The organism is Caballeronia sp. HLA56, assembly GCF_054655155.1.
Map to the genome: position 1 here is coordinate 298410 of NZ_BAAHOB010000005.1, position 21880 is coordinate 320289.

16 protein-coding genes and 1 tRNA gene are annotated in these 21880 nt (G+C 60.4%); 5 read left to right on the plus strand and 12 right to left on the minus strand.

The window, feature by feature from the left end; translation table 11 throughout:
* Positions 1-32: 32 nt before the first annotated feature.
* Both ACYQ47_RS20815 and ACYQ47_RS20820 read right to left on the minus strand, forming a co-directional pair.
* On the minus strand, positions 33-1118 hold the full coding sequence (locus ACYQ47_RS20815; protein WP_244826724.1) for a LysR family transcriptional regulator: 1086 nt from the start codon (positions 1116-1118) through the stop codon (positions 33-35).
* A 335-nt stretch (positions 1119-1453) separates the two neighbouring features.
* Positions 1454-3322 (minus strand): phosphoenolpyruvate carboxykinase (GTP), encoded by a 1869-nt coding sequence (locus tag ACYQ47_RS20820; RefSeq protein WP_459906621.1) that lies wholly within the window; start codon positions 3320-3322, stop codon positions 1454-1456.
* Positions 3323-3795: 473 nt separating this feature from the next.
* Here ACYQ47_RS20820 and ACYQ47_RS20825 point away from each other — a divergent pair, with 473 nt between their 5' ends.
* Positions 3796-4812 (plus strand): D-2-hydroxyacid dehydrogenase family protein, encoded by a 1017-nt coding sequence (locus tag ACYQ47_RS20825; protein ID WP_244826722.1) that lies wholly within the window; start codon positions 3796-3798, stop codon positions 4810-4812.
* 30 nt (positions 4813-4842) lie between these two features.
* Here the strand turns inward: ACYQ47_RS20825 and ACYQ47_RS20830 are convergent, their stop codons facing one another.
* From ACYQ47_RS20830 to ACYQ47_RS20840, 3 genes are read right to left on the minus strand one after another with little or no spacing between them, the layout of a single operon-like run.
* Positions 4843-5319 (minus strand): OsmC family protein, encoded by a 477-nt coding sequence (locus ACYQ47_RS20830; protein WP_250508438.1) that lies wholly within the window; start codon positions 5317-5319, stop codon positions 4843-4845.
* A gap of 16 nt (positions 5320-5335) precedes the next feature.
* Entirely contained in the window at positions 5336-6205 is an 870-nt protein-coding gene (locus tag ACYQ47_RS20835; RefSeq protein WP_459906622.1) for a patatin-like phospholipase family protein, read from the minus strand.
* A 9-nt stretch (positions 6206-6214) separates the two neighbouring features.
* A complete protein-coding gene (locus ACYQ47_RS20840) occupies positions 6215-6640 on the minus strand; it encodes a PaaI family thioesterase (RefSeq protein WP_250508436.1) in 426 nt (141 codons plus the stop codon).
* A 146-nt stretch (positions 6641-6786) separates the two neighbouring features.
* On the opposite strand from ACYQ47_RS20840, the gene ACYQ47_RS20845 reads away from it, so the two are divergent.
* A tRNA-Lys gene (locus ACYQ47_RS20845) sits at positions 6787-6862 on the plus strand.
* Between the two features lie 824 nt (positions 6863-7686).
* Here ACYQ47_RS20845 and ACYQ47_RS20850 read toward each other — a convergent pair.
* The gene (locus tag ACYQ47_RS20850) at positions 7687-8319 is read right to left on the minus strand and encodes a TetR/AcrR family transcriptional regulator (protein WP_459906623.1); all 633 of its coding nucleotides are present in this window, start codon (positions 8317-8319) and stop codon (positions 7687-7689) included.
* A 445-nt stretch (positions 8320-8764) separates the two neighbouring features.
* The gene (locus tag ACYQ47_RS20855; protein WP_459906624.1) at positions 8765-10210 is read right to left on the minus strand and encodes an efflux transporter outer membrane subunit; all 1446 of its coding nucleotides are present in this window, start codon (positions 10208-10210) and stop codon (positions 8765-8767) included.
* 263 nt (positions 10211-10473) lie between these two features.
* Here ACYQ47_RS20855 and ACYQ47_RS20860 point away from each other — a divergent pair, with 263 nt between their 5' ends.
* Both ACYQ47_RS20860 and ACYQ47_RS20865 read left to right on the plus strand, forming a co-directional pair.
* Positions 10474-11595: an efflux RND transporter periplasmic adaptor subunit gene (locus tag ACYQ47_RS20860; RefSeq protein ID WP_459906625.1), complete on the plus strand. Its 1122-nt coding sequence runs from the start codon at positions 10474-10476 to the stop codon at positions 11593-11595.
* A complete protein-coding gene (locus ACYQ47_RS20865; protein WP_459906626.1) occupies positions 11592-14699 on the plus strand; it encodes an efflux RND transporter permease subunit in 3108 nt (1035 codons plus the stop codon). Before ACYQ47_RS20860 ends, ACYQ47_RS20865 begins: the two co-directional genes overlap by 4 nt.
* Before the next feature lie 1465 nt (positions 14700-16164).
* Here the strand turns inward: ACYQ47_RS20865 and ACYQ47_RS20870 are convergent.
* The 5 genes from ACYQ47_RS20870 to ACYQ47_RS20890 all read right to left on the minus strand — a co-directional run bounded on the left by ACYQ47_RS20870 (position 16165) and on the right by ACYQ47_RS20890 (position 20247).
* The gene (locus tag ACYQ47_RS20870; protein ID WP_459906627.1) at positions 16165-16443 is read right to left on the minus strand and encodes a BrnA antitoxin family protein; all 279 of its coding nucleotides are present in this window, start codon (positions 16441-16443) and stop codon (positions 16165-16167) included.
* On the minus strand, positions 16427-16696 hold the full coding sequence (locus ACYQ47_RS20875; protein WP_459906628.1) for a BrnT family toxin: 270 nt from the start codon (positions 16694-16696) through the stop codon (positions 16427-16429). Before ACYQ47_RS20875 ends, ACYQ47_RS20870 begins: the two co-directional genes overlap by 17 nt.
* Positions 16697-17466: 770 nt before the next feature.
* Complete coding sequence (locus ACYQ47_RS20880; protein WP_459906629.1) at positions 17467-18453, minus strand: NAD(P)H-quinone oxidoreductase; 987 nt, start codon at positions 18451-18453, stop codon at positions 17467-17469.
* 14 nt (positions 18454-18467) lie between these two features.
* On the minus strand, positions 18468-18797 hold the full coding sequence (locus ACYQ47_RS20885; RefSeq protein WP_459906630.1) for a carboxymuconolactone decarboxylase family protein: 330 nt from the start codon (positions 18795-18797) through the stop codon (positions 18468-18470).
* Between the two features lie 13 nt (positions 18798-18810).
* Positions 18811-20247, minus strand: coding sequence for an NAD-dependent succinate-semialdehyde dehydrogenase (locus ACYQ47_RS20890; RefSeq protein WP_459906631.1), 1437 nt, complete (start codon positions 20245-20247; stop codon positions 18811-18813).
* Between the two features lie 360 nt (positions 20248-20607).
* Between ACYQ47_RS20890 and ACYQ47_RS20895 the strand changes: the two genes are divergently transcribed.
* Positions 20608-21564, plus strand: coding sequence for a LysR family transcriptional regulator (locus ACYQ47_RS20895; protein WP_459906632.1), 957 nt, complete (start codon positions 20608-20610; stop codon positions 21562-21564).
* Positions 21565-21880: the final 316 nt, after the last annotated feature.

Sequence of the window (21880 nt, forward strand, 5' to 3'; positions counted from 1 at the left end):
GGGGCTTTTTGTCATTGGCGGCGCAGCCGTGTTCAGTATGGCGACGCCGCCGGCAAGCGGCCACGCGGACGCGTCGGCTTGGCCAGCTTCGGGCCGAGTTCACTCTGATTCGAACGCGAACGCGACGCCACTTCCTCTTCGGCACGCCCGTAGTGCGGCGGCGGCGCAGTCGATACCGCGGGCCGGCCCATGCCATCGCGAATCCACTGTTCGCCGAGCTGATGATTCGGCGTCTGGCTGAAATACTCGACGAGGTGATCGATGAACGTGCGCACCTTCGCCGGCAGATGCCGACGGCTCGGATAAGCCACGTTGATCTCCACTTGCGGCAACTGGAAGTCGCCGAGCAGGCGTACGAGCTGGCCGCGCGTCGTATCGTTGCCGATCAGATAGCTCGGCAAAATCGCGATGCCCATGCCGAGCAGCGCAAACTGGCGCAGCATTTCCGTGTTGTTCGCGATGATCACGTTGGTCGGCCGCACCCGCACTTCGCCGTCCGGGCCGGTGAACACGCGTTCATCGCCCCAATACTCGGCGGGCAAGCTCAGACACGGATGCTCGAGCAGATGTTCGGGGCGCGTTGGCGTGCCGTGCGATTCGAGGTAAGCGGGCGTGGCGCAGACAGTCATGCAGCCGGTGGTCAGACGCCGCGTAACGACGCTCGCGCTTTTCACTTGCCGCGCGATCACGATGCCCACATCGAAACCTTCCTCGACCAGATCGACCTGACGATCCACGAGCGTCACGTCCGGTACGACTTTGGGATAGCGCTGTGCATATGTCTGTAACACGGGCGCGAGATTATGCAGACCGAACACCACCGGGGCGACAATTCTCAACGAACCCATTGGCTCGTGATTCCGCGCAACCACCATTTGCTCGACATCTTCCAGTTCATCGAGAATCTGCCGCGCACGCTCCAGATAAACCTGCCCGGACTCCGTGAGCGAAAGGCTGCGCGTCGTGCGGTTCAGCAAACGCGTGCCGAGGCGACCTTCGAGGTCGGCGACATGGCGCGTTGCCACCGCATTGGAGATATCCATCGCGTTCGCCGCGCGGGCGAAGCTGCCGAGATCGGCCACGCGAATGAACACTCTCATCGACTGCAAATGATCCATGGGACAACTCCTGCCGCGAGGCGGCTTTCAATTTCTGCTGAAAAGCTATTCAGAATTATCCTAGGACTAGCGATTTCGTGCAGAAGTTGCGAGGGCGCGGAGTTTTTTCGGAAATTTCCGATGAAAATCATGGCTTACGCGAACGAAAGATCGCCGATTGTTGTCGGCCGCACAACACTCGAACGCACGCGCCACAAGCCGAGATTTTTGGTCAAGCTGGCCGCGCCAATTTTGGCGGGTTAGCGGAAGAAAATGCGAACCGGCATCGGCAGATTCGCATTTAGGGATTTATGCGCTCCGTGAGCGTAATCACGGAGCGCTTGCAACGACGGAAATCAGGCTGCCAGACGCCGTTCGATGTCCGCCTTGGCCTCCGGAAGCGCATCCGGCAAGCCTTGATGGAGCTTCGCGAAAAGCTCGTCGTGTAGGGCGAGCTCGTCGCGCCAGGCGGTATCGTTGACGGAAATGACCTGCTCGAATTGCTCGCGCGTGAAGTTCATGCCGCCCCAGTCGATGTCCTCGTAACGCGGCGAGATGCCGAACGCGTGTTCCTCGCCCGCCGCCGTGCCTTCGATGCGCCCGACCATCCAGTTCAGCACGCGCATGTTTTCACCGAAGCCGGGCCACGCGAACTTGCCGTCCGCGCCCTTTCTGAACCAGTTCACACAGAAGAACTTCGGCGACTTCGCGTTCATGCCTTCGAGGCGCTCGCCCATCTTGAGCCAGTGATCGAAGTAGTCGCTCATGTTGTAGCCGCAAAACGGCAGCATCGCGAACGGATCGCGGCGCACGACGCCTTGCTGGCCGGCAGCGGCCGCCGTGGTTTCGGAGCCCATGGTCGCGGCCATGTAGACGCCCTCTTTCCAGTCGCGTGCCTCGGTCACGAGCGGCACCGTGTTCGAACGCCGGCCGCCGAAGATGAAGGCATCGATTGCGACGCCTGCTGGATTCTCCCAGTCCGCGTCGATCGACGGACATTGCGATGCCGACACCGTGAAGCGCGCGTTCGGATGCGCGGCTTTAGCGCCGATTTCCTTCGCAAGTTCCGGCGTCCAGTCGCGGCCTTGCCAGTCGATGAGATGCGCGGGCGGCTTATCGGTCATGCCTTCCCACCACACGTCGCCGTCATCGGTGAGCGCGACATTGGTGAAGATCACGTTTTCCTTGAGCGTCGCCATTGCGTTGAAGTTGGTCTTCTCGCTCGTGCCCGGCGCGACGCCGAAATAGCCGGCTTCCGGATTGATCGCGTAGAGACGGCCATCGCGGCCGGGCTTGATCCAGGCGATGTCGTCGCCGATTGTCGTCACCTTCCAGCCGTTCATGTCTTGCGGCGGAATCAGCATCGCGAAGTTGGTCTTGCCGCACGCCGAAGGAAACGCCGCCGCGACGTGGTACTTGCGTCCGGCAGGCGACGTGACGCCGAGGATCAGCATGTGTTCGGCGAGCCAGCCTTCGTCGCGGCCCATCGTCGATGCGATACGCAACGCGAAGCACTTCTTGCCGAGCAGCGCGTTGCCGCCGTATCCCGACCCGAAGCTCCAGATCTCGCGCGATTCCGGAAAGTGCACGATGTACTTCGTGTCGTTGCACGGCCAGGGCACGTCTTTGCGGCCATCCGAAAGCGGCGCGCCGACCGAATGCACGCACGGCACGAACTCGCCGTCGTCGCCGAGCACGTCATACACTTCGCGGCCCATGCGCGTCATGATCCGCATGTTCGTGACCACATACGGGCTGTCCGACAACTCCACGCCGATGTGCGCGATCGGCGAACCGAGCGGGCCCATCGAGAATGGCACGACGTACATCGTGCGGCCACGCATCGAGCCATCGAAGAGGCCATCGAGCGTCACGCGCATTTCCTGCGGGTCGATCCAGTTGTTCGTGGGACCAGCGTCTTCGGGGCGTTGCGAGCAGATGAACGTGCGGTCTTCGACGCGCGCCACATCCGTGGGATCGGAACAGGCTAGAAAAGAGTTGGGGCGTTTGGCGGGGTTCAGTTTCTTCATCGTGCCGGCGGCGACCATCTGTTCGCAAAGGCGGTCGTATTCCGCTTGCGACCCATCGCACCATTCGATGCGATCCGGCTTCGTGAGGGCCGCGACCTGCTGCACCCAATCGATCAATCTTCGATGTCGTACATAGGCCGGTGCTTCAAGATCTGCGGCGGTTTTGTTGTCTTCGACTACTGCGGGCTGGTTCATCAAGCTTCTCCGTTCTCTGCAATGAAAACCGGTAGCCCAACGACGCTGCATGCGAGAGGCTTTTTGCGACTGAACCGCCGGGCGCTTCATGCGCGTTGGCGCATGAAGAACGGTTCGTGAGCCGTTTGCGCGTCGTGGGCGTGTGTTCCTCAGGCGCTCAAGCGAGCGACTTTGCGCCTTGCGCCTTAAAGGAACAAACTGTTAAAAAGAGATACTAAGTGGCCTGTCTCCTCCTGCCTAACCGCGTTTTCCGCAGTGTGCGCTGTGATTCTTTATTTTTAGCGCATTCGTTCGCGGTCGTTCAAAAATTGGGAGTCAAGCATAACACCGCGTCACACGCCTACCGTGATGCAGCGCGTACATGGATGAAGCGCATATTTATCGGTAGTTACCCGAAGTTAGTGCGTGATTCATTGTCTCGCGAGTTCAATCGAGCAGCACGTTTGATGCCCAACAAAAGCTAATCAATGCACATGAAAATCGCCATTCTCGACGACTACCAGGACGCCGTTCGGAAGCTCGATTGCTTCCATTTGCTCGATGACCATGAGGTGAAGGTCTTCAATAACACGGTGCGCGGGCTCGGACAGTTGGCTAGCAGACTGTCGGAAACAGATGCCCTCGTGCTAATTCGCGAACGCACACGCATCAGTTCCCAGCTTCTCGACAAGTGCCCGAAGCTGCGCATGATCAGCCAGACCGGGCGCGCGGGCGGCGGACATATCGACATCGACGCTTGTACCGAACGCGGTATCGCCGTGCTCGAAGGCACGGGTTCGCCGGTCGCGCCGGCCGAGCTTACTTGGGCGCTCATCATGGCGGCACAGCGGCGCATTCCTCAATACGTCGCGAATCTCAAACAGGGCGCGTGGCAGCAATCTGGATTGAAAACGTCTGCACTGCCGCCGAACTTCGGCTTGGGACAAGTGCTGCGCGGACAGACGCTCGGCATCTGGGGATACGGCAAGATCGGCCAGTTGGTCGCGGGCTACGGCAAGGCGTTCGGCATGAATGTGCTGGTGTTCGGCCGCGAGCATTCGTTGCAGGCAGCACGCGACGATGGCTTCGCCGTCGCCGAAAGCCGCGAAGCGCTCTTCGAACAGAGCGACGTGCTCACCGTCCATCTACGTATGAGCGATGAAACGCGCGGCATCGTTCGAACGGAAGACCTCATGCGCATGAAGCCGACCGCGCTCTTCGTCAACACGAGCCGCGCCGAACTGCTCGAAGAGAACGCGTTGCTCAATTCGCTGCATCACAACCGGCCGGGCATGGTCGCCACCGATGTCTATGAAAGCGAGCCGATTCTGCAAGGCTACGGACTCTTGCGCATGGAGAACGTGATCTGCACGCCGCACATCGGCTACGTAGAGCGCGAGAGTTACGAGCTCTACTTCGGCGCGGCGTTCAGGAACATTCTGGCCTTCGACGCCGGCGACAAGTCGAGCGTGTCGAACCCGGAAGCGTTGCAGCACGCGCGGCGGCGTTGAGCGCAAGAGCGAGCGGCCGCGCGGCGTTCGCTAAAGCGTCGATACCTCGATCGAAGGCTCGCATCGCACCGGGAAATTCACCGAGTTCGCGATGAAGCAATAGCGATGCGCGTCTTCATGCAGACGCGCGGCTAACTCGGCGTCGTTCCCCGCGCCGATGGTCACGCGCGGATGCAGCGTCACGTCGATGAAACGGCCGCTGCCGTCCTTGTCTTCCTGCATCGTGCCGATGGCTTCATCGACATATCCGGTCACGACGATCTTGTTGGTCGCGCACAAATGCAAGTACCAGAGCATGTGACACGACGACACCGACGCCACGAACAACTCCTCCGGATTGTGGCGCGCAGGATTGCCGCGAAAGGCGGGATCGCTCGACGCTTCTATCGCGGCCTTGTTCGCCACGCGCACGAGATGGTCGCGCGAATAAGCGTCGTAGGCGGACGTGCCCGAACCGAGATCGCCTGTCCACGCGACGCTGAGCGTATAGGTGTGCTTCTTCGCCACGTTCTGCTCCTTGGCTCTAGTCGAGATGTGAAGCTGCCTCCAGAAGACGCGGCAGATGCGCGAGGAAATCGTCGGCATCGGCGCGGCCCAGATCGTACGCGTGTTGCATCTGCGCGGGGCTCGTATAGTCCCAGCTCGAAATTGGCACCTTGCGCGACGGCTGAACGTAGATGCGTCGCTGCTCGCCATGCGGCACCACGAACATGCGCTCGCGCGGATACAGCCGCGTGACCATGACGAGCACCGTTCCCGGCGATGCATCGAGCGCGGAGACCGGCACGTTATCGACCATGCCGCCATCGAGCACGGGACGACCGTTGCGCCGCAGAATCGGCGTGAAAGGCGGCGTGCTCGACGACTGCAGGATGAGGTCGGCGAGATCCTCCGGCGTCGCGCACTCTTGCGCGATGACGAACTCCGGATGAAAACCGAGCGCGGTGCCGAGCGTCGGATGCAGCGTCTTGCGCACGTACTTTTCGATGTTATACGCGATGATGCCCGCCGCCACCGCGCTGCGCGCCCCGAGCCAGCGCGGCAGATGCGACACGCCGATGCGAATCTCCGGCGCCGTTTGCAGCGCGCCGAAGCGTTCCGCGAAGATATCGAGCAGCGCCTGACGGTAGATGCGGTAATGCGGGAACACGGACTGACCGCGCAGCAGGTTGCCCCAATAGGCGTTCTTCGTGTTGCCGCTCAGGGCTTTTGCGTAGTACTTCATCACCCATTGCGCGTTGTTCGTGTAGAGCATGCAGGCGGTGGCCGCGCCCGCCGAGATGCCCGCGATGATGCGCGGCTTGAGATCGAGTTGCGGCTGGATGACGTCCCAGAAACCTGCCTGCCACCAGCAGCGATTGCCGCCGCCTGCGAATACGACTTGATCGAACATGTTTGCTGCTTAAGCCTTTTGCTGATGCGTCGGGTTGATGAGTGCGTAGGTCGTGGTCGCGTGAGCGGCGAGTTCGCCGTCGTCGCCGCGAAGCTCGATTTCGCCGAAGACGAGATTGCGGCCGCGTCGCTGGATTTTCGCGGTGACGAGGACATCGCCGGACTTGACCGGGCGCATGAAGGTCGTGTTGAGCGAAACGGTGGTCATGGGAACGAAGCCGCCCATTGCATGGGAGATGGCGACGACCATCGCGGTATCGGCGGCGGCCATGAAAACCTGACCGCAGATGACTCCGCCCGCGTGCCGCAGATGATCGGCGTGCGGCAGACGCAGCGTGATTGAATCTTCCGTGGAAGATTGCGGCGCGAGATGCAGTTCGCGGACCCACGGCGCGAGGATCGTGTCCAGCAGATTGCGAATGGCGGAGTCGTCCATGGCTGTGAGTCTTTGTGTTGTGTGCGTGATGATACCGGGCGGGACGTTTTTGATTCGCGGGCTGGCCGTTGGTGCGATGCGAAAATTTTCGGGCTAAGGACTTGCGCTTTTCGAAATAACCCCGCTATAATTTCATTTCTGTGTTGGGGGCGTTAGCTCAGTTGGTAGAGCAGCGGACTCTTAATCCGTAGGTCGAGTGTTCGAGTCACTCACGCCCCACCAATAAATTCAAGCACTTAGCCCAGTCATCACGACTGGGCTTTTTGTTTTCAGCGGTCTGTGTAACCGCTATGTAACCCGGCTTTGGCAATACATTCACGATGCGATGAACTGGCTTCGATGTCCATTCGTAGGCGGTCGGCGAAAGCAATTTATTCGATCATGCGTCGGATTGAAATGCCGTGCGATCGGGCGCGCTTCGCGGAGGTAGAGGTTGCTGGTCGATCCCAGGCGTGCGCGTCAAGCACTGCAAGGGCTTCCGGCCGATCGCCCTGTGTAAAGCTTTGGCAGAATTTCCCGTTGGGCCGGCGGTCGCATACAGATGCCGCGGTGCCGTTGGAACAGTAGGACCATAAAGAGCAAGCACCGGACTTAGCGTTCAGCCGCTTTGGACCTTCCCTTCCTCAGGCGCAGGTCTCGACAGGTAGTCCATCACCATATCGCTTGACTGAATGACCGCTTCGCACTATTTCGAATGGTAGGCGACGGGGTTGGCATGCTTCCGTCCGATCTTCAAATTTTTTCGCTGAAAAGCGGCAATGGAATTAAATTACCCAGAGGCGGCTCTCCGGGCAATGCGTACTCCCGACCCGGATCGGTCAATCAATACACCTGCGCCTCGCCGACCGCTTCCGAGGTACACCGGACTCTTCCACGATCTGGCAGCCTTACGCGCCTCAATAAGGCGATCGGGCGTCGAGTACATTTCGCAGACACAAGGTATTGCAGTCGGGAGCCACATCACTGATCGGAACTTTGCACAGCCCAGGAAGGGACAGGCCGTTCTGCTCAATGGAGCCTCTTCCAATGCGAAGCCTCTCGCTGCCTCAAGGAGCGAGGCTGCGCAAAACCAGGTTCGTCACAATGGTCAAGCGGTGCTCGAGTTCTTCGTTCGACTCCGATTCGAGTAATTTCGGATGCGAGAAACACAACGAAGCCGCGACGATTGCGCTGCATATTTCGTCCAGCGGTGATTTCCTCTCAAACTCACCGGACTCTCGGCCATCCACAATCACCTGGCGGATCGCACTCTCGACGGCATGTTGATGCTCGACCGTGGCGCACCAGTTGTGTTCCATCGCGACGACAACGATTTCGTGAACCTTCCGGTCCTTCAGAAACCTGTCACAGCTACATTGCATCATCGTAAGGAGCAATCGCCGCAGGCGGGTAGTGGCCGGTTCGCGTCTAACGACGATCTCGTGCAGACCTGCATCCATTTCGCTTAACGCGTGAGCGACGACGGCCTCGCCGATTGCCTGCTTGGAATCGAAAAATCGATAGATATACGCAGCAGATACACCGATTGCACGTCCAAGAGCGGCGACACTCGTCTTCGAGTAGCCATAATGACGGAAGTGTTCGTCGGCCGCCTTGAGGATTTGAGTGCGGCGTTCATGCTCTGCTGGGCCTCGTTGGCCCGCTGGAGCGCCATCAGTGGTGTCGATAAACTCTGCCATATCCTTCATTTACCAGGTGGCAACGCACTATGAGAGGTCGGCCAATTTAGAGTTGCGCGCTGCGTCCCTTGAGATTGACCGACGAAAAGTCACCATACTCGGCCACGAAAACGAGCTTCATACCGCGCCGTTCGCACCTCTCGGTCACCCTTCAGACGCGCTGTACGCGACCTGCGTCTCGGCGTATGTCACCCATGCTGAAGCGGATCATCGCCTAGGTTGAACTACCACGGCGCAAGTTGCTTTCCCGACTGGTCCATATTTGCTCATGCAAGAGGCAAGAACCGGCACGACTTCGAAGCGTCGGCAAGGATTTTACATCCTTCAATGAGGCAACCCCGCCGCAAGCGCCAAGCGCCAAGCGCCAAGCGCCAAGCGCCAATAGCTCGGCTCGGTCGCGGAAGTCACAAGTGCGAATTCGTCTTCGACTGTATGGCCGATAACCTTACTCATCCCAACCGCCTCCCAAAGCCAGAAACGAGGCGACGGCTGCGCGCGCGGCGTCCGATTGCGCAACGATTCTCTCGTCCTGAACCCGCTGCAAGCGGTCGTCCGCATCCAGGACCTGCAGGTAATTTTCAGAGCCCGACTGATAGGCCGCGAGAGCCGACGCGAGCGCACGCTGTAGCGCCGTTTCGCCGAGGGCCAGTTGCCGCTCGCGCGCCTCGCGCTTGACCACGAGCGAAAACGCATCCTCGACGTCGGCGGTCGCCTGAAGGACGCTCAAGCGGTAGGCGGCAAGCGCTTCCGCGTTTTTCCCTTTGGCCGCCTGAACCTCGGCGTCCACGGTTCCGAAGTCGAACAGCCTCCACCGCAGTCCGGCGACGCCTTGCGCCAGGGCAGCGTCGCCCGTGAAGACGTTGCTGGCGACCGTCGTCGCGGAGCCGACGAGCGCGGACAACGAAATCGTCGGGTAGTAGCCGGCAATGGCCTGCCCGATTCGCGCGTTCGATGCAGCCAGATGCCGCTCGGCCACGATGATGTCCGGGCGTCGCCGCAACAGCGACGCCGGACCGTCTGCCGTCTGGATGCCCGGCGGCTGCGGAATCGGCCGGGGCGAATCCAGCGCCTCGTCGGCGGTACCGGGTTCGATGCCCATCAGGATGTCGAGCCCGTTGCGCGCGGACACCAGCGCCGTTTCGAAAACCGGAACGTTGGCGGCGGTCGTCGCAAGCTCTCCTTGCGCCTGACGCAATTCCAGTTCGGGTGCGACGCCTCGCGAATACCGAAGCTGCGCCAGATCGACGCGCCGTTGCTGCGTCGTGGTTTGATCCTTGGCCAGGGCAAGACGCGCTTGCACCGTGCGGACCAGCACGTAGGTGTCGGCCGTTTCCGCAATCACGGATAGCCGTGCAGCGACGCTCGATGCCTGTGCCGCCTGGTAGTCCGCCTGGGCCGCCTCGGCGCTTCTCCGAAGCCCTCCGAACACGTCGATTTCCCAGCTGACGCCCGCGCTAGCCTGATAGAGCGGCGAGTTGCGATCGAAGCCAGGCTGCGAGTTTTCGACCCTGCCCAGCGGATCCTCCAGCGACTGATGCGCTGCGGCCGCCTGAACGTTCATCTGTCCCGCAGGCAACAGCGCTGCTCGCGCGGCACGTGTCGTGGCGTGAGCCTGCGCGACGCGCGCGGTCGCCTGCGCCAGCGTGAGGTTCTGCGCAAGCGCGGTCGTGACCACGCGATTCAGCACCGGATCGTTGAACCCTGTCCACCATTGCGACAGCTCCGGCGTCGGTGCGCCGGCACGCTCGTTGAGTGCCTCCGCGCCCTGAAACGATGACGACATCGGGACGGTTGGAGGCTTGTAGTCAGGGCCGACCGCGCAGCCGGCCAACGTGAAGACAGCGAGCAGCAGCGCGGGAAGAGATTGGCGTTTCACTGAGAGGGAGGACATGCGTAGACTCGGTTTGTTGGAAGTTACGAGTGTATATTATCGTTACTTGAAGTCAATGTGATTCGATTGGATAGACCACACTGAATCTGGTCGCCACCTTTGGTATTTTTGGAAAATATCTACAAAACAATGCTTTATGTAGATATTCAAGCGCCAGTCTAAGACAAAAAGTCGACTAATCGATGGCTTAGTAGAAATCAATTGGTTACGTATTGACTGAATCGTAACTTAAAATCATAATGCGGCCACACATAGGAGTTGCCATGCGAACTGATCGAATCTGGTCCCCGCCGTTGATCGGCCTGGTGGCTGCGCTGTCACTCACGGCCTGTAGCAAGCCTCCCCCGCAAGACCCGCGCACCGAGGTGCCGCTCGTCGCGATTGCGACGGTCGCCGAAGCCGGCGACGTGCAGCGCAGTTTCACGGGCGTGGTCGCCGCCCGCTTTGAAAGCGATATCGGTTTTCGTGTCGGAGGGAAGGTCATACAGCGACTCGTCGACACGGGGCAGCACGTCGTGCGCGATCAGGTGTTGATGCGCCTCGACCCGACCGATCTCGCGCTGGGCTCCACCGCGCAGCACAATGAAGTCGAGGCAGCGCGGGCGAAGTCCGTTCAGGCGAACGCGGATCTGAAACGGCTCGCCGGTCTCGTCGAGCAGGGCGCCGTGTCCGCGCAACAGTACGACCAGGCCGTCGCCGCGCAGAAAAACGCCAGCGCGCAGCTCAACGCGGCGTTGGCACAGGAGGGCGTCGCGAAAAATGCCGACCGGTACACGGTCCTCGTGTCCGACGTGGACGGCATCGTGACCAATACCTTCGCGGATCCGGGACGAGTCGTGACCGCGGGTCAAACAGTGGTCGCGATCGCACGAGACGGACAACGCGAAGCGGCCGTCGATCTTCCGGAAAACGTGCGGCCGGCGTTGGGCACGGTGGGCGTCGCGTCGGTGTACGGCGTCGATCAGAAGCCCATCGCTGCACGGTTGAGAGAGCTGTCCAGCTCCGCGAGCCTGCAGACGCGTACGTACGCCGCCCGATTTGTTCTGGAAGGCGCGGTCAAGCCGGCGCCGCTGGGCGCAACAGTTACGGTGCGCCTTAGCGACGACAGCACGGCGGGGCAGGTCACGCTGCCGGTATCCGCACTCTATGATCCCGGCACGGGACCCGGCGTCTGGCTGCTCGATACGAAAACCTCGACGATCGGATTTCGCGCGGTCAAGGTCGGCACGGTGGGCGAAGAGGAAGCACACATAGCCGGTGGCCTGCGGCCTGGCGACCAGGTCGTGGCGCTTGGCGCCCACCTGCTGCACGACGGTGAGAAAGTGCGGGTCACACCGTCCACCCAGCAGCGCGCGCTCGCGTCTTCAGATGGAGACGCAAAATGAACAGGTTCAATCTCTCCGCGCTAGCGGTCCGTGAGCGCGCCGTCACCCTGTTCCTGATCATCGCCATTAGTCTGTCGGGCGTATTCGCTTTCCTGAAACTCGGCCGGGCCGAAGATCCGGCCTTCACCATCAAGGTACTGACCGTCTCCGCCGTGTGGCCGGGCGCAACCGCGAGGCAGATGCAGGACCTCGTCGCGGAGCCGCTCGAAAAGCGGCTGCAGGAACTGACATGGTACGACCGCACCGAAACGATCACGCGGCCCGGCCTCGCGCTTCTGACGCTGACGCTGAAAGACAGCACGCCGCCTTCGCAAGTGCAGGAACAGTTCTATCAGGCGCGCAAGAAGCTCGGTGACGAAAGCCACAAACTGCCGAATGGAGCCCTGGGTCCGTTCGTCAACGACGAGTACTCGGACGTCAGTTTCGCTCTGTATTCGGTGGAAGCCCCCGGCCTGCCGCCGCGACTTCTGACGAGAGAAGCGGAGTCTCTGCGGCAGCGTCTGCTGCACGTTGCCGGTGTCAAGAAGGTCGACATTCTGGGTGAGCGGCCGGAGCGCGTCTTCGTTGCGTTCTCGTATGCGAAGCTGGCCAACCTGGGTATCAATGCGCGCGACATTTTCGATGTCCTGCAGCGACAGAACGCGTTGACTGCGGCGGGGTCGGTCGACGCCAACGGTCCGCAGGTATTCATCCGGCTCGACGGCGCATTCGACGATCTCCAGCAGATCAAGGCAATGCCGATCGTCTCCAACGGACATATGTTCAGGTTGTCGGATGTCGCCGACGTCACGCGAGGATACGAAGACCCGGCCACCTTCCTGATTCGGCACAACGATCAGAACGCGCAGGTGCTGAGCGTCGTCATGCAGGACGGCTGGAATGGGCTCGATCTCGGACGCGCGCTCGAAGCGGAGGAGAAGCAGATATCGGCGGAATTGCCGGTTGGCGTCGGCTTCAAAAAGATCACCGATCAGGCCGTCAATATCCGCGAAGCGGTCGACGAATTCATGCTGAAGTTTTTCGTCGCGCTTGGCGTCGTGATGCTGGTCAGTCTGGTGAGTCTCGGATGGCGCGTCGGAATCGTCGTGGCGGCAGCGGTGCCGCTCACGCTCGGTGCCGTCTTCGTCATCATGCTGATGACGGGCCGGGTGTTCGACCGCATCACGCTGGGCGCGCTGATCATCTCGCTCGGTTTGCTCGTCGACGACGCGATCATCTCCATCGAGATGATGGTGGTGAAGCTCGAGGAGGGCGTCGAGCGCGTCAAGGCGGCGTCCTACGCATGGAGCCACACGGCGGCGCCGATGCTCGCGGGGACGCTTGTGACCATCATCGGATTTACGCCGGTGGGATTTGCGCGATCAACCGCCGGCGAATACGCCGGCAACATATTCTGGATCGTCGGTTATGCGTTGATTGCATCATGGATCGTCGCCGTCACGTTCACGCCTTACCTCGGGGTGAAGCTGCTGCCGGATATCAAGCCGATTCAGGGAGGTCACGCGGCGATCTACGCCACCCCGAACTACGAAAAATTCCGCTCGGCGGTGACGTGGGCAGTGCGTCGCAAGTTCTGGATCGCAGGCGCCGTGTTGCTGGCCTTCCTGACGGTCGGCGGCGGCATGGCCGTGGTGAAACAGCAATTCTTCCCGACCTCGGATCGGCCCGAGGTGCTGGTCGAAGTGCAAATGCCCGAGGGCACGAGCATCGAGGCGACGAGCGCCGCGACCGCCAAGGTCGAAGCGTGGCTCAAGCGGCAACCCGAAGCGAAGGTCGTTACCAGCTATATCGGTCAGGGCGCCCCGCGTTTCTTCTTCTCATACAACCCGGAGTTGCCGGATCCGTCGTTTGTGAAGATCGTCGTCCTGACGCCCGACGAAGAAGCGCGTGACAACCTCAAGGTCCGCTTGCGCGAAAACGTCGCGAACGGACTGGTCCCCGAGGCACGCGTGCGGGTAACGCAACTGGTATTCGGTCCTTACTCGCCTTTCCCTGTCGCGTTCCGGGTGATGGGACCCGACGTCGACCAGGTCGGCGTCATCGCCAAAAGAGTGGCGGCGATAATGCGCGCCAATCCCCATATGCGCCAAGTCAACGAGGACTGGAGCGAACGCGCGCCGACCGTTCATTTCATACTCGATCAGGACCGCTTGCGCGCTATTGGGCTGACCTCCGCTGATGCCGCCCAGCAACTGCAGTTCTTGCTGACGGGTGTTCCCGTGACCCAGTTCCGCGAGGACATTCGCACAGTGGACGTGTTCGCGCGCAGCGCCGGTCCTGAGCGCCTCGATCCATCGCGCCTCGGAGACCTGAACCTGACCGGCAGCGACGGCCACCTGATCCCGCTCTCTCAGATCGGTCACATGGAGACGCGCTATGAGGCCCCAATTCTGAAGCGCAGGGATCGAACGCCCACCATCACCGTGAGAGGCGATATCGACGAATCGCTTCAGCCGCCGGATGTCTCGCATGAAATAGAGCGGGCGATTGCGCCGGTCATTGCGTCGTTGCCGCCTGGCTATCGGATCGAGACGGCCGGCTCGATCGAGGAAGCCGGCAAGGCGAATGCCGCACTCGCGCCGATCTTCCCTGTGATGATTCTGCTGACGCTCACGGTGATCATCATCCAGGTGAGGTCGTTCTCCGCGATGGCGATGGTGTTTCTCACCGCGCCGTTGGGGATTATCGGCACCGTGCCGACCTTGCTGATCTTTCACCAGCCGTTTGGTTTCAACGCGATCCTGGGGCTGATCGGCTTGTCGGGGATCCTGATGCGCAACACGCTGATCCTGATCGGGCAGATCCATACCAACCAGCAAGCCGGGCTCGATCCTTTTCACGCGGTCGTCGAGGCAACCGTTCAGCGTGCGCGCCCCGTCGTGCTCACCGCGATGGCAGCAGTGCTGGCGTTCATCCCGTTGACCTTCTCGGTCTTCTGGGGATCGATGGCCTTCACGCTAATCGGCGGTACGGCCGTGGGCACGGTGATTACGCTGCTGTTCCTGCCCGCTCTGTACGCGATCTGGTATCGCATCAAGCCAACGCCGCGCGAGGAATCGCGCGCGCTGGCACACACGCATCGTCTCACCACGCTCTCTGAATAAGGATGGTTCAAATGAAACGCAGTCATATGACCGGCCTCGTAAAGGCGCTCGCCGCTCTGGTACTAGGCGGCGCTTGCGCAGCATGCGCGGGTGTCCACTCGCAACCGTCGCCGGGCGGCGATTCAGCCAGCCTTGGCAATCACATGTCAGGGAGGAATCCTTCTGACATCAGCGCTGACGCATTCGAGCAGCGCAATCGCGACATCGTGAAATCGGTTACGGGCAGAGCGATGTAAGACTTGAACATGAAAACCCTCTGCTAGGGTCCCAGTGCAGCCGTACGATTTTCTTTTCTCCGGTGGAATCTCCTCCCCCTGTCACCGGGTCTATCCTGGGTCTGCAGCTAAGACCCAGGATCTTCTTTGTATGAAACGGTTCACAAGATATTTTGCGAAATTCGTCGTTCCGCATGATGTTTGAAGATCCGGTTACCGTGCTGTTCGACCGCCTTAATTCGAGGTCAAAAGTGCAAGTTTGCGCGGAAAATTACGATCATATAGACGGCAGAGGCATTGGTCGGCGCGAGCCGCACCGTGGTAATCACGCAAACGTGCGGAGCGCAGGTTGCGCGGGTGAATAAAACGAATAGTTCCAAAAGAAGTTATCGCTCGGTTGAAAAACTCGACGGGAACAACGTAGGTAGATCTGGCCTCCTTGGCATTCGGCGAATGACTGCTCAGTGACTGGAACGAACGTCTGAATGTCTTGTTGGCGGTACGTTCGAATGACGCTTCATGGCCGACTGCGGAAATCGGCTCGACGCATGCCCAGTCACGGGTCAAGCCTTGGTGCTAATTTCAAGAATGTGCGCGAAGGTCTCCAATGAGGCGCGCGCTGCGTTCAAGCTGCGGATGGGCTTACCAAATGAAGCCGTGGGGAAGGGGTGAAAAAGTCTGGGGCAAACTGGCATTGGACCGACCGTTCCGTCAAATCTTAAGCCCGGTGAAATCAAGTAATCAGGTCGCCGGTCACTTCCTCTGACCGTCCGCCCAGCTTTAACATCTTTAACACCACTTTAACATCCCTTTAACATGTGGAAATCGGCGCAAAGCCCCGCCAGTAAAGGAGTTTGTCTAATTAGGGCCATGTTAAAGCCTTTAACATTTTTTGTTAAAGGGGGATTTTTTCTGCGCGTGAGAGAACGCTCTGTGTCCGGGTCGAAAGGTGTCTAGACCTTTGATACCCCCTCCCCCTAACATCCCACGTCTCTCATCGCCCAGAGCGCCCTGAGGCTTCTGCCGATGTCATGCGCGCGTAACGGTCCACGCACAGCAATCGCAGGTATGCGTCGTCGTTATTGCCCCGCGCTCCAAGCGGCACGCGATGATCAATTTGATCTATGCGCAAGATGGATTCGGGTGCGAAAAGCCCACGCAGCGAACTGGGTGGGCTTTTCTTTGGCTAAGCGAACGCCCCACAAAAATAACGTCACAAAAAAGAACGTCTTCGCAACTGTTTTTCGCAGTTAGGCGGGTTGATGATCCTTTAGCCAATCACGCAGAGCATCGTTCATGCGCGTTTGCCAACCGTCCCCCGAAGCCTTAAACGCCTCCACGATGTCTGCATCGTAGCGGACAGTCAACTGGACTTTTGTGACCGCCAACGGAGGGCGGCCGCCACGCCGCCGCATACGCGCGAACTGCTCGTCGCTCGGCACGTAGGTATCAGGATCAGCAGCGATGCCCCGGTTGATCTCAGCGTCCTCTTCCTCAGTCGGCATGTAGATCTCACGTTTCTTCGTCATAACGCTTCACCTCCCTTCGGTTTGCTTTACGCAGGCTGATTACGTGCATCGCGGATCCCCGCTGCGTGTAGACAACGCAGTAAAGGCGACCATCGATGAGCGTGTAGCCAATCTCCCGAAGTTCTCTGTAATCAGTGCGATGATCAACATCGAACCAAACTTCGGACCAGTCGATCTCGGTTGCGAGCGAGAGGGCGACGCCGTGCTTCGACAGATTCGCTCGGCTTTTCTCGGGGTCGAAAGTGATCTCCATGCGGATATTGTAGTTACACAAACTTAATGATGCAAGCTGTCTGATGTCCGCCGTCCAGCGCCCTCTCAGCAGCTATTTGCCAATCGACTTCGGGGCACATGTGCCGGTTCGCGGACATCTAAACGTCGGTGTACGCGCTCATATTGGCGACGACTCGGCATGTCCCAAGTCTTTTCGGCGAGATTCTGCACGGATGACCCACAGGGATCTGCGAACTCCGTCACGACGCGGGTTTGCGGGGTGCACTTCGCCACTTTCTCGCCACTTACTTTAGGTTCGATGCGTCGGCCAGTCCGATCTTCTCGCTCAGTCGTGCCTGCGCATCGACAACCGATCCAAGGTCGGCCTCTAGGTGCGCCATCGTCGCGCGCTTATCCTAATGGCACATTACGCGCCTGATGATCCTGAAGAGGGACGCTCTGTGTCTGGCCCAAGACAACCGACAACGACGTCTATGGAGACGTTTGTCGACGCTGACGAAGTTCGGCATGTCGCCTGCCAATCGATCGAAAGTGTTGGGTGGCGGAAAGAATAAAAAGTTGCCAACTCGGTTGGCACGAGCCGTCAATCGAAGTCGTCGTCCTACTCTGATAGCCAAGTTCCCGCTGGCGCTCCCTCGATGGCCGTTTTGCAGCAAGCAAATTCGCGGGGCATCGTGTCGGACCGGCCAAAATGCGACACTCAGCCGGCAGCGATAGGTCGCTGAAACTCAGCAAAATTCAGCCACCCAAGGCGGAGCGTTTGCCAGCCTGCCGCCGCGGCTTAACTCGTCAACTCATCGTCAGGATGATTTTCCCAACGTTCGCCGACGACTCCATGCGTCGATGCGCGTCCGCCGCACGCGCGAGAGGAAATGTACTATCAACCACGGGCTCGAGGCGCCGGCCGCCAGAGAAGCAGTTGAGCCAACGTTCACCGAAACGCCGGACCATCGCGTGCTTTTCCGCCTGGGCGCGCGACTTCATGACCGTGCCGATAATCTGGATGTGGTGATACAGAATGGTCTCCAGGTCGACACTCACCTGCCCGCCGCCACCCAGAATCCCGACTTGCACGAGACGCCCCCCGTGCGCGAGGGAAGCAATATTGCGCGCAAAATACGGCTCCCCGACGAAATCAATCACGACATCGACGCCCCGCCCACCAGTCTTCTCAGCAACGACAGCTGCGAAATCCTGCGTGCGGTAGTCGATGACATGGTCGGCACCCAGCTGAACAACACGTTCCAGCTTCGTCGCCTCGGCAGTCGCAAATACAGTCGCTCCGGCCACGTAGGCTAGCTGGACGGCGGCGGAACCGACGCCGCCCGCCGCCGCATGAATGAGTACGGAATCGCCCTGCGTGAGCCGCCCGAGACGCATCAGCGCTTCATGTGCCGTGACGAATACTTCAGGGATGGCAGCCGCGTGCACATAATCGAGCCGCTCCGGAATCGGCATCGCCATGCGCCAGTCGATGCGCGCGAGTTCGGCATACGCCCCGCCGCCGACCACACCCATTACGCGGTCGCCCACTTGATAGCCTTCGACCGACTCGCCAACCTCAAGCACCTCGCCCGCGATTTCCAGCCCCATGATGGTGGAGTCGCCAAAATTCGGGCGGCCGTAGCCGCCGCGTCGATGCGTGAGATCAGCGCGGTTCACGCCTGCTGCGAGGACACGGACCAAAAGGTCGTCGGGGCGCAGTTCCGGGTCGGAAACGTCAGCGAGTTTGAGCACATCGGCATCGCCGAATTTGTTGAAGGTGATGGCTTTCATGATTGCGTGTCCTGTTATGCCTGTACATCGCCAAGCGTCGATTGCGCGGAGGCGGAAGCCGAGATAGCGGCCGGGAAACCTGCGTAGAACGCGAGGTGGGTGATAGTTGCTGCGAGTTCTTCCCGCGTGACGCCGTTGCTCACTGCACGGCGCAGATGCGCGGGAAGCTCATCGTGATGCCCTCCAACAATCAAAGCGGCAACAGTCACGAGACTTCTGTCACGCGGCGATAACGCCGTGTCTGCCCACACCTGCGGAAACAGCACGTCGTCGACGAGTGCTGCGAGCTTCGGCGTGAACGCGCGCGCGGCTTCACGCGGGCTGTCGAAATTGGCTTTTGACATGATCGGTTGCTTCTCAGATTTGGCTGATGAATTTGTTGGTGAGATAGAACTCGATGCCTTCGGTGCCACCTTCCGAGCCGATGCCGCTTTCCTTGAGGCCGCCGAACGGAAGCTCGGTGGACACGATGCGGTATTGGTTGATGCCAATCATGCCGGCCTCCAACCCGTCGCCAACGTCGATGGCAGTGCGCGCGTTGTTAGTGAAAGCGTAGGCCGAGAGACCGTACGGCAGGCGGTTCGCTTCGGCGAGGCCGTCTTCCAGCTGGTCGAAACGCATCAGCACCGCAATAGGACCGAACGGCTCCTCGTGCATCACGCGAGCGTCCATCGGTACGTCGACGAGTACGGTTGGTTCGAAGAAGTAGCCCTCGCGCTCGATGCGCTTGCCGCCGGCAAGTACTTTTGCGCCGCGCGCTACGGCATCGGCGATGAGGTCTTCCATTTTGGCAACCTGGCGCGGATTCGCGAGCGGGCCAACCTGCGTGCCAGGTTGCATGCCGTCGCCCACCTTGAGCGACTGGGTAGCAGCCACGAAGTGCTCGGCGAACTCGTCGTACACCTCGCGCTGAATCAGGAATCGTGTCGACGAGATGCAGACCTGTCCGGTGCCGCGGAAGCGGTTCGCAGCGCCCTCGACGGCAGCACGCTTGACGTCGGCGTCCTTGAACACGAGCACGGGGCCGTGGCCGCCAAGTTCAAGCGTAATAGGCTTGACGCCTGCGGCTGCACGTGCGGCGAGCAGTCGGCCGATGGGAACGGAGCCCGTGAACGTCACCTTGCGGATTATTGGGGACGCAATCAGCGCCTTCGACACCTCATCGGGAACGCCGAAGACCACCTGCAGCACGCCCTTGGGCAAGCCTGCGTCGTCGAGTGCGCGGGCAAGCGCGAGCGCCGTCGCTGGGCTCTCCTCGCCCGGCTTGATAATGACGCTACAGCCGGCGGCCAGTGCCGCCGAGAGCTTGCGGGCGGGCGTGATGGCCGGGAAATTCCACGGCGTGAAAGCGGCGACCGGGCCGATGGCCTGCCTCTTCACCAGTTGTTGCACGCCAGGGCGATTAGACGGCACAACGCGACCGTCGATACGACGCGCTTCTTCTGCGAACCACTCGAAGTATTCGGCAGCACGCAGGACTTCATCGCGGCTCTCGGCGAGCGGCTTGCCCTCTTCCAGCGTCAGCAGTTCGGCGATGTGTGCGGCGCGCTCGCGAATCAGGTTTGCACCATCTTTGAGAATACGTGCTCGCTCCGCCGGCACCGTATTGCGCCATACGTCAAACGCGCGCTTCGCGGTTTGCAATGCCTGCTCAAGGTCAGCCGCCGTTGCAAGCGGCACGCGGCCCAGTTCCTGCAGCGTTGCGGGATTGACGACCGGAGCGGTATTGCGTTCGCTGGCAGCAATCCATTCGCCGTTGATGAAAAGACGGAGGGCGTCGTAGTGAGCGTTCATTTTTTCAACCTCAATATGGTTAGTGATTCGAAGCAATCGACCTTCATGCCCAACCGGATAACGGAGCTTCTCCTGACGTGATCAGGTCGAACGAATCTGGAGAAAACGGCTTTGGCTTAGGGCTGTCAGTGAGGTGCCTGTCTGCGGAACCCAGTCTAGGCCGGATGACCTCGCGGTTTTAGCCAGGGCAGAAAGAATGATTCTTTCTGTGGGAGGGAAAATCCGAGCGACCCGCCAGGTTACGCTTACCGACACGCAATGCAGCTCTCGCCTATGATGAGCGGGTGCTCGCGCACCGTGGCACGTCGACCGCCCGGCGGGGTAACGAGACGAAGAATTCAGACGAACGGGACAAGTGGGATGGACAAGTTATACAACATGTCGGTTTTTGTAAAAGTTGTCGAAATGGCGAGCTTCACTGCGGTTGCTAACCACCTCGACACGACTGTCGGAAACATTTCGCGCGCTGTTTCGGTACTCGAGGAGTCGCTGGATACCCGGCTCATGCAGCGCTCGACGCGCCGTCTTGTCATCACCGACGCAGGGCGGCGGTTCTATGACCGGTGTGTCGCCATTCTGACCGACGTGGAGCATGCTGAGGCCGAAGCGCGAGACGCTCTACTGGAGCCGCGCGGCACTTTGCGCGTCCACTCGGTGCCCGGCCTTGGGCGCAATCTGGTGACTTGCGCCGTTATGGCTTACCGCAACTCGTATCCGGAGGTATCGGTCGACCTCCTGCTGTCACAGCGCATGCCGAATCTGCTCGAAGAACAACTTGACGTCGGTATCGTGATTACAAGAACGCTGCCCGATTCCGCCTACGTCAGCCAGAACATAGGCACGAGCCATTGCATCCTCGCAGCATCACCCGAGTATCTGGCAGCGCACCCGGCGCCGACGTACCCGGAAGAACTAATTGACCATCACTGCGTTCTGCTCGGGACCGTCGATTACGCGCCCGACGAGTGGCGTCTTCAGAGTGCCTCCGGCGACGCAACCTTTCGCCCAACCGGAGCGCACCTCAGCGTCAACGACATGGACTCGATGTCACAAGCCCTGCGGGACGGGGCCGGTATCGGCCTCCTCGCGGCCTACTCCGCGATAGAGGATCTGCGCAGCGGCTCGCTCGTTCGCGTGCTGCCGCAGTACCACACACACGTCCGCAATGTCTACGCCGTCTATCCGTCGCGCCAGTTCGTTGACGCGAAAATTAAGCGATTCATCGAGACGTTGAAGGCCCACGTCGGGGAGCATCTGGACGCTTACGCGAGGGAGCTCGAGCTCGCTCCGGCCGCAATTCTGCCAGCCGGTCGCTAAATTTGGGTACGGCGAGACGGCGCGAAAGCCGCCGAGTCGCTGCATCTGGCGAGCACTCACTCGACGGTGCGAACGAACTGCGCGATCTCTGCTCCGTTGAGTGGTGCTGTTCGACCTTTTCCGGAGACCTTCCTCAGCCGATCGCAAGTCCGATTTTCGAGAGATTGTCTTGGGATAGCGCTCCGCACCGTGTAAAACTGCGGGCGAATCGTTTCATCTGTCGGCTAGCAGGAGCGCAGCCGACATTCGTGCTGGAGCGGCGGCCGACCGCTTCGGGTCGTTCATTGGCAGTCGACTTCGCGTTGGCCAACGCCAT

What these genes read in the sequence shown, in the direction of transcription:
- ACYQ47_RS20815 (WP_244826724.1), bottom strand. Translation starts at nt 1,118, where the DNA reads ATGGATCATTTGCAGTCGATGAGAGTGTTCATTCGCGTGGCCGATCTC.
- ACYQ47_RS20820 (WP_459906621.1), bottom strand. Translation starts at nt 3,322, where the DNA reads ATGAACCAGCCCGCAGTAGTCGAAGACAACAAAACCGCCGCAGATCTT.
- ACYQ47_RS20825 (WP_244826722.1), top strand. Translation starts at nt 3,796, where the DNA reads ATGAAAATCGCCATTCTCGACGACTACCAGGACGCCGTTCGGAAGCTC.
- ACYQ47_RS20835 (WP_459906622.1), bottom strand. Translation starts at nt 6,205, where the DNA reads ATGTTCGATCAAGTCGTATTCGCAGGCGGCGGCAATCGCTGCTGGTGG.
- ACYQ47_RS20840 (WP_250508436.1), bottom strand. Translation starts at nt 6,640, where the DNA reads ATGGACGACTCCGCCATTCGCAATCTGCTGGACACGATCCTCGCGCCG.
- ACYQ47_RS20850 (WP_459906623.1), bottom strand. Translation starts at nt 8,319, where the DNA reads ATGGCAGAGTTTATCGACACCACTGATGGCGCTCCAGCGGGCCAACGA.
- ACYQ47_RS20855 (WP_459906624.1), bottom strand. Translation starts at nt 10,210, where the DNA reads ATGTCCTCCCTCTCAGTGAAACGCCAATCTCTTCCCGCGCTGCTGCTC.
- ACYQ47_RS20860 (WP_459906625.1), top strand. Translation starts at nt 10,474, where the DNA reads ATGCGAACTGATCGAATCTGGTCCCCGCCGTTGATCGGCCTGGTGGCT.
- ACYQ47_RS20865 (WP_459906626.1), top strand. Translation starts at nt 11,592, where the DNA reads ATGAACAGGTTCAATCTCTCCGCGCTAGCGGTCCGTGAGCGCGCCGTC.
- ACYQ47_RS20870 (WP_459906627.1), bottom strand. Translation starts at nt 16,443, where the DNA reads ATGACGAAGAAACGTGAGATCTACATGCCGACTGAGGAAGAGGACGCT.
- ACYQ47_RS20875 (WP_459906628.1), bottom strand. Translation starts at nt 16,696, where the DNA reads ATGGAGATCACTTTCGACCCCGAGAAAAGCCGAGCGAATCTGTCGAAG.
- ACYQ47_RS20880 (WP_459906629.1), bottom strand. Translation starts at nt 18,453, where the DNA reads ATGAAAGCCATCACCTTCAACAAATTCGGCGATGCCGATGTGCTCAAA.
- ACYQ47_RS20885 (WP_459906630.1), bottom strand. Translation starts at nt 18,797, where the DNA reads ATGTCAAAAGCCAATTTCGACAGCCCGCGTGAAGCCGCGCGCGCGTTC.
- ACYQ47_RS20890 (WP_459906631.1), bottom strand. Translation starts at nt 20,247, where the DNA reads ATGAACGCTCACTACGACGCCCTCCGTCTTTTCATCAACGGCGAATGG.
- ACYQ47_RS20895 (WP_459906632.1), top strand. Translation starts at nt 20,608, where the DNA reads ATGGACAAGTTATACAACATGTCGGTTTTTGTAAAAGTTGTCGAAATG.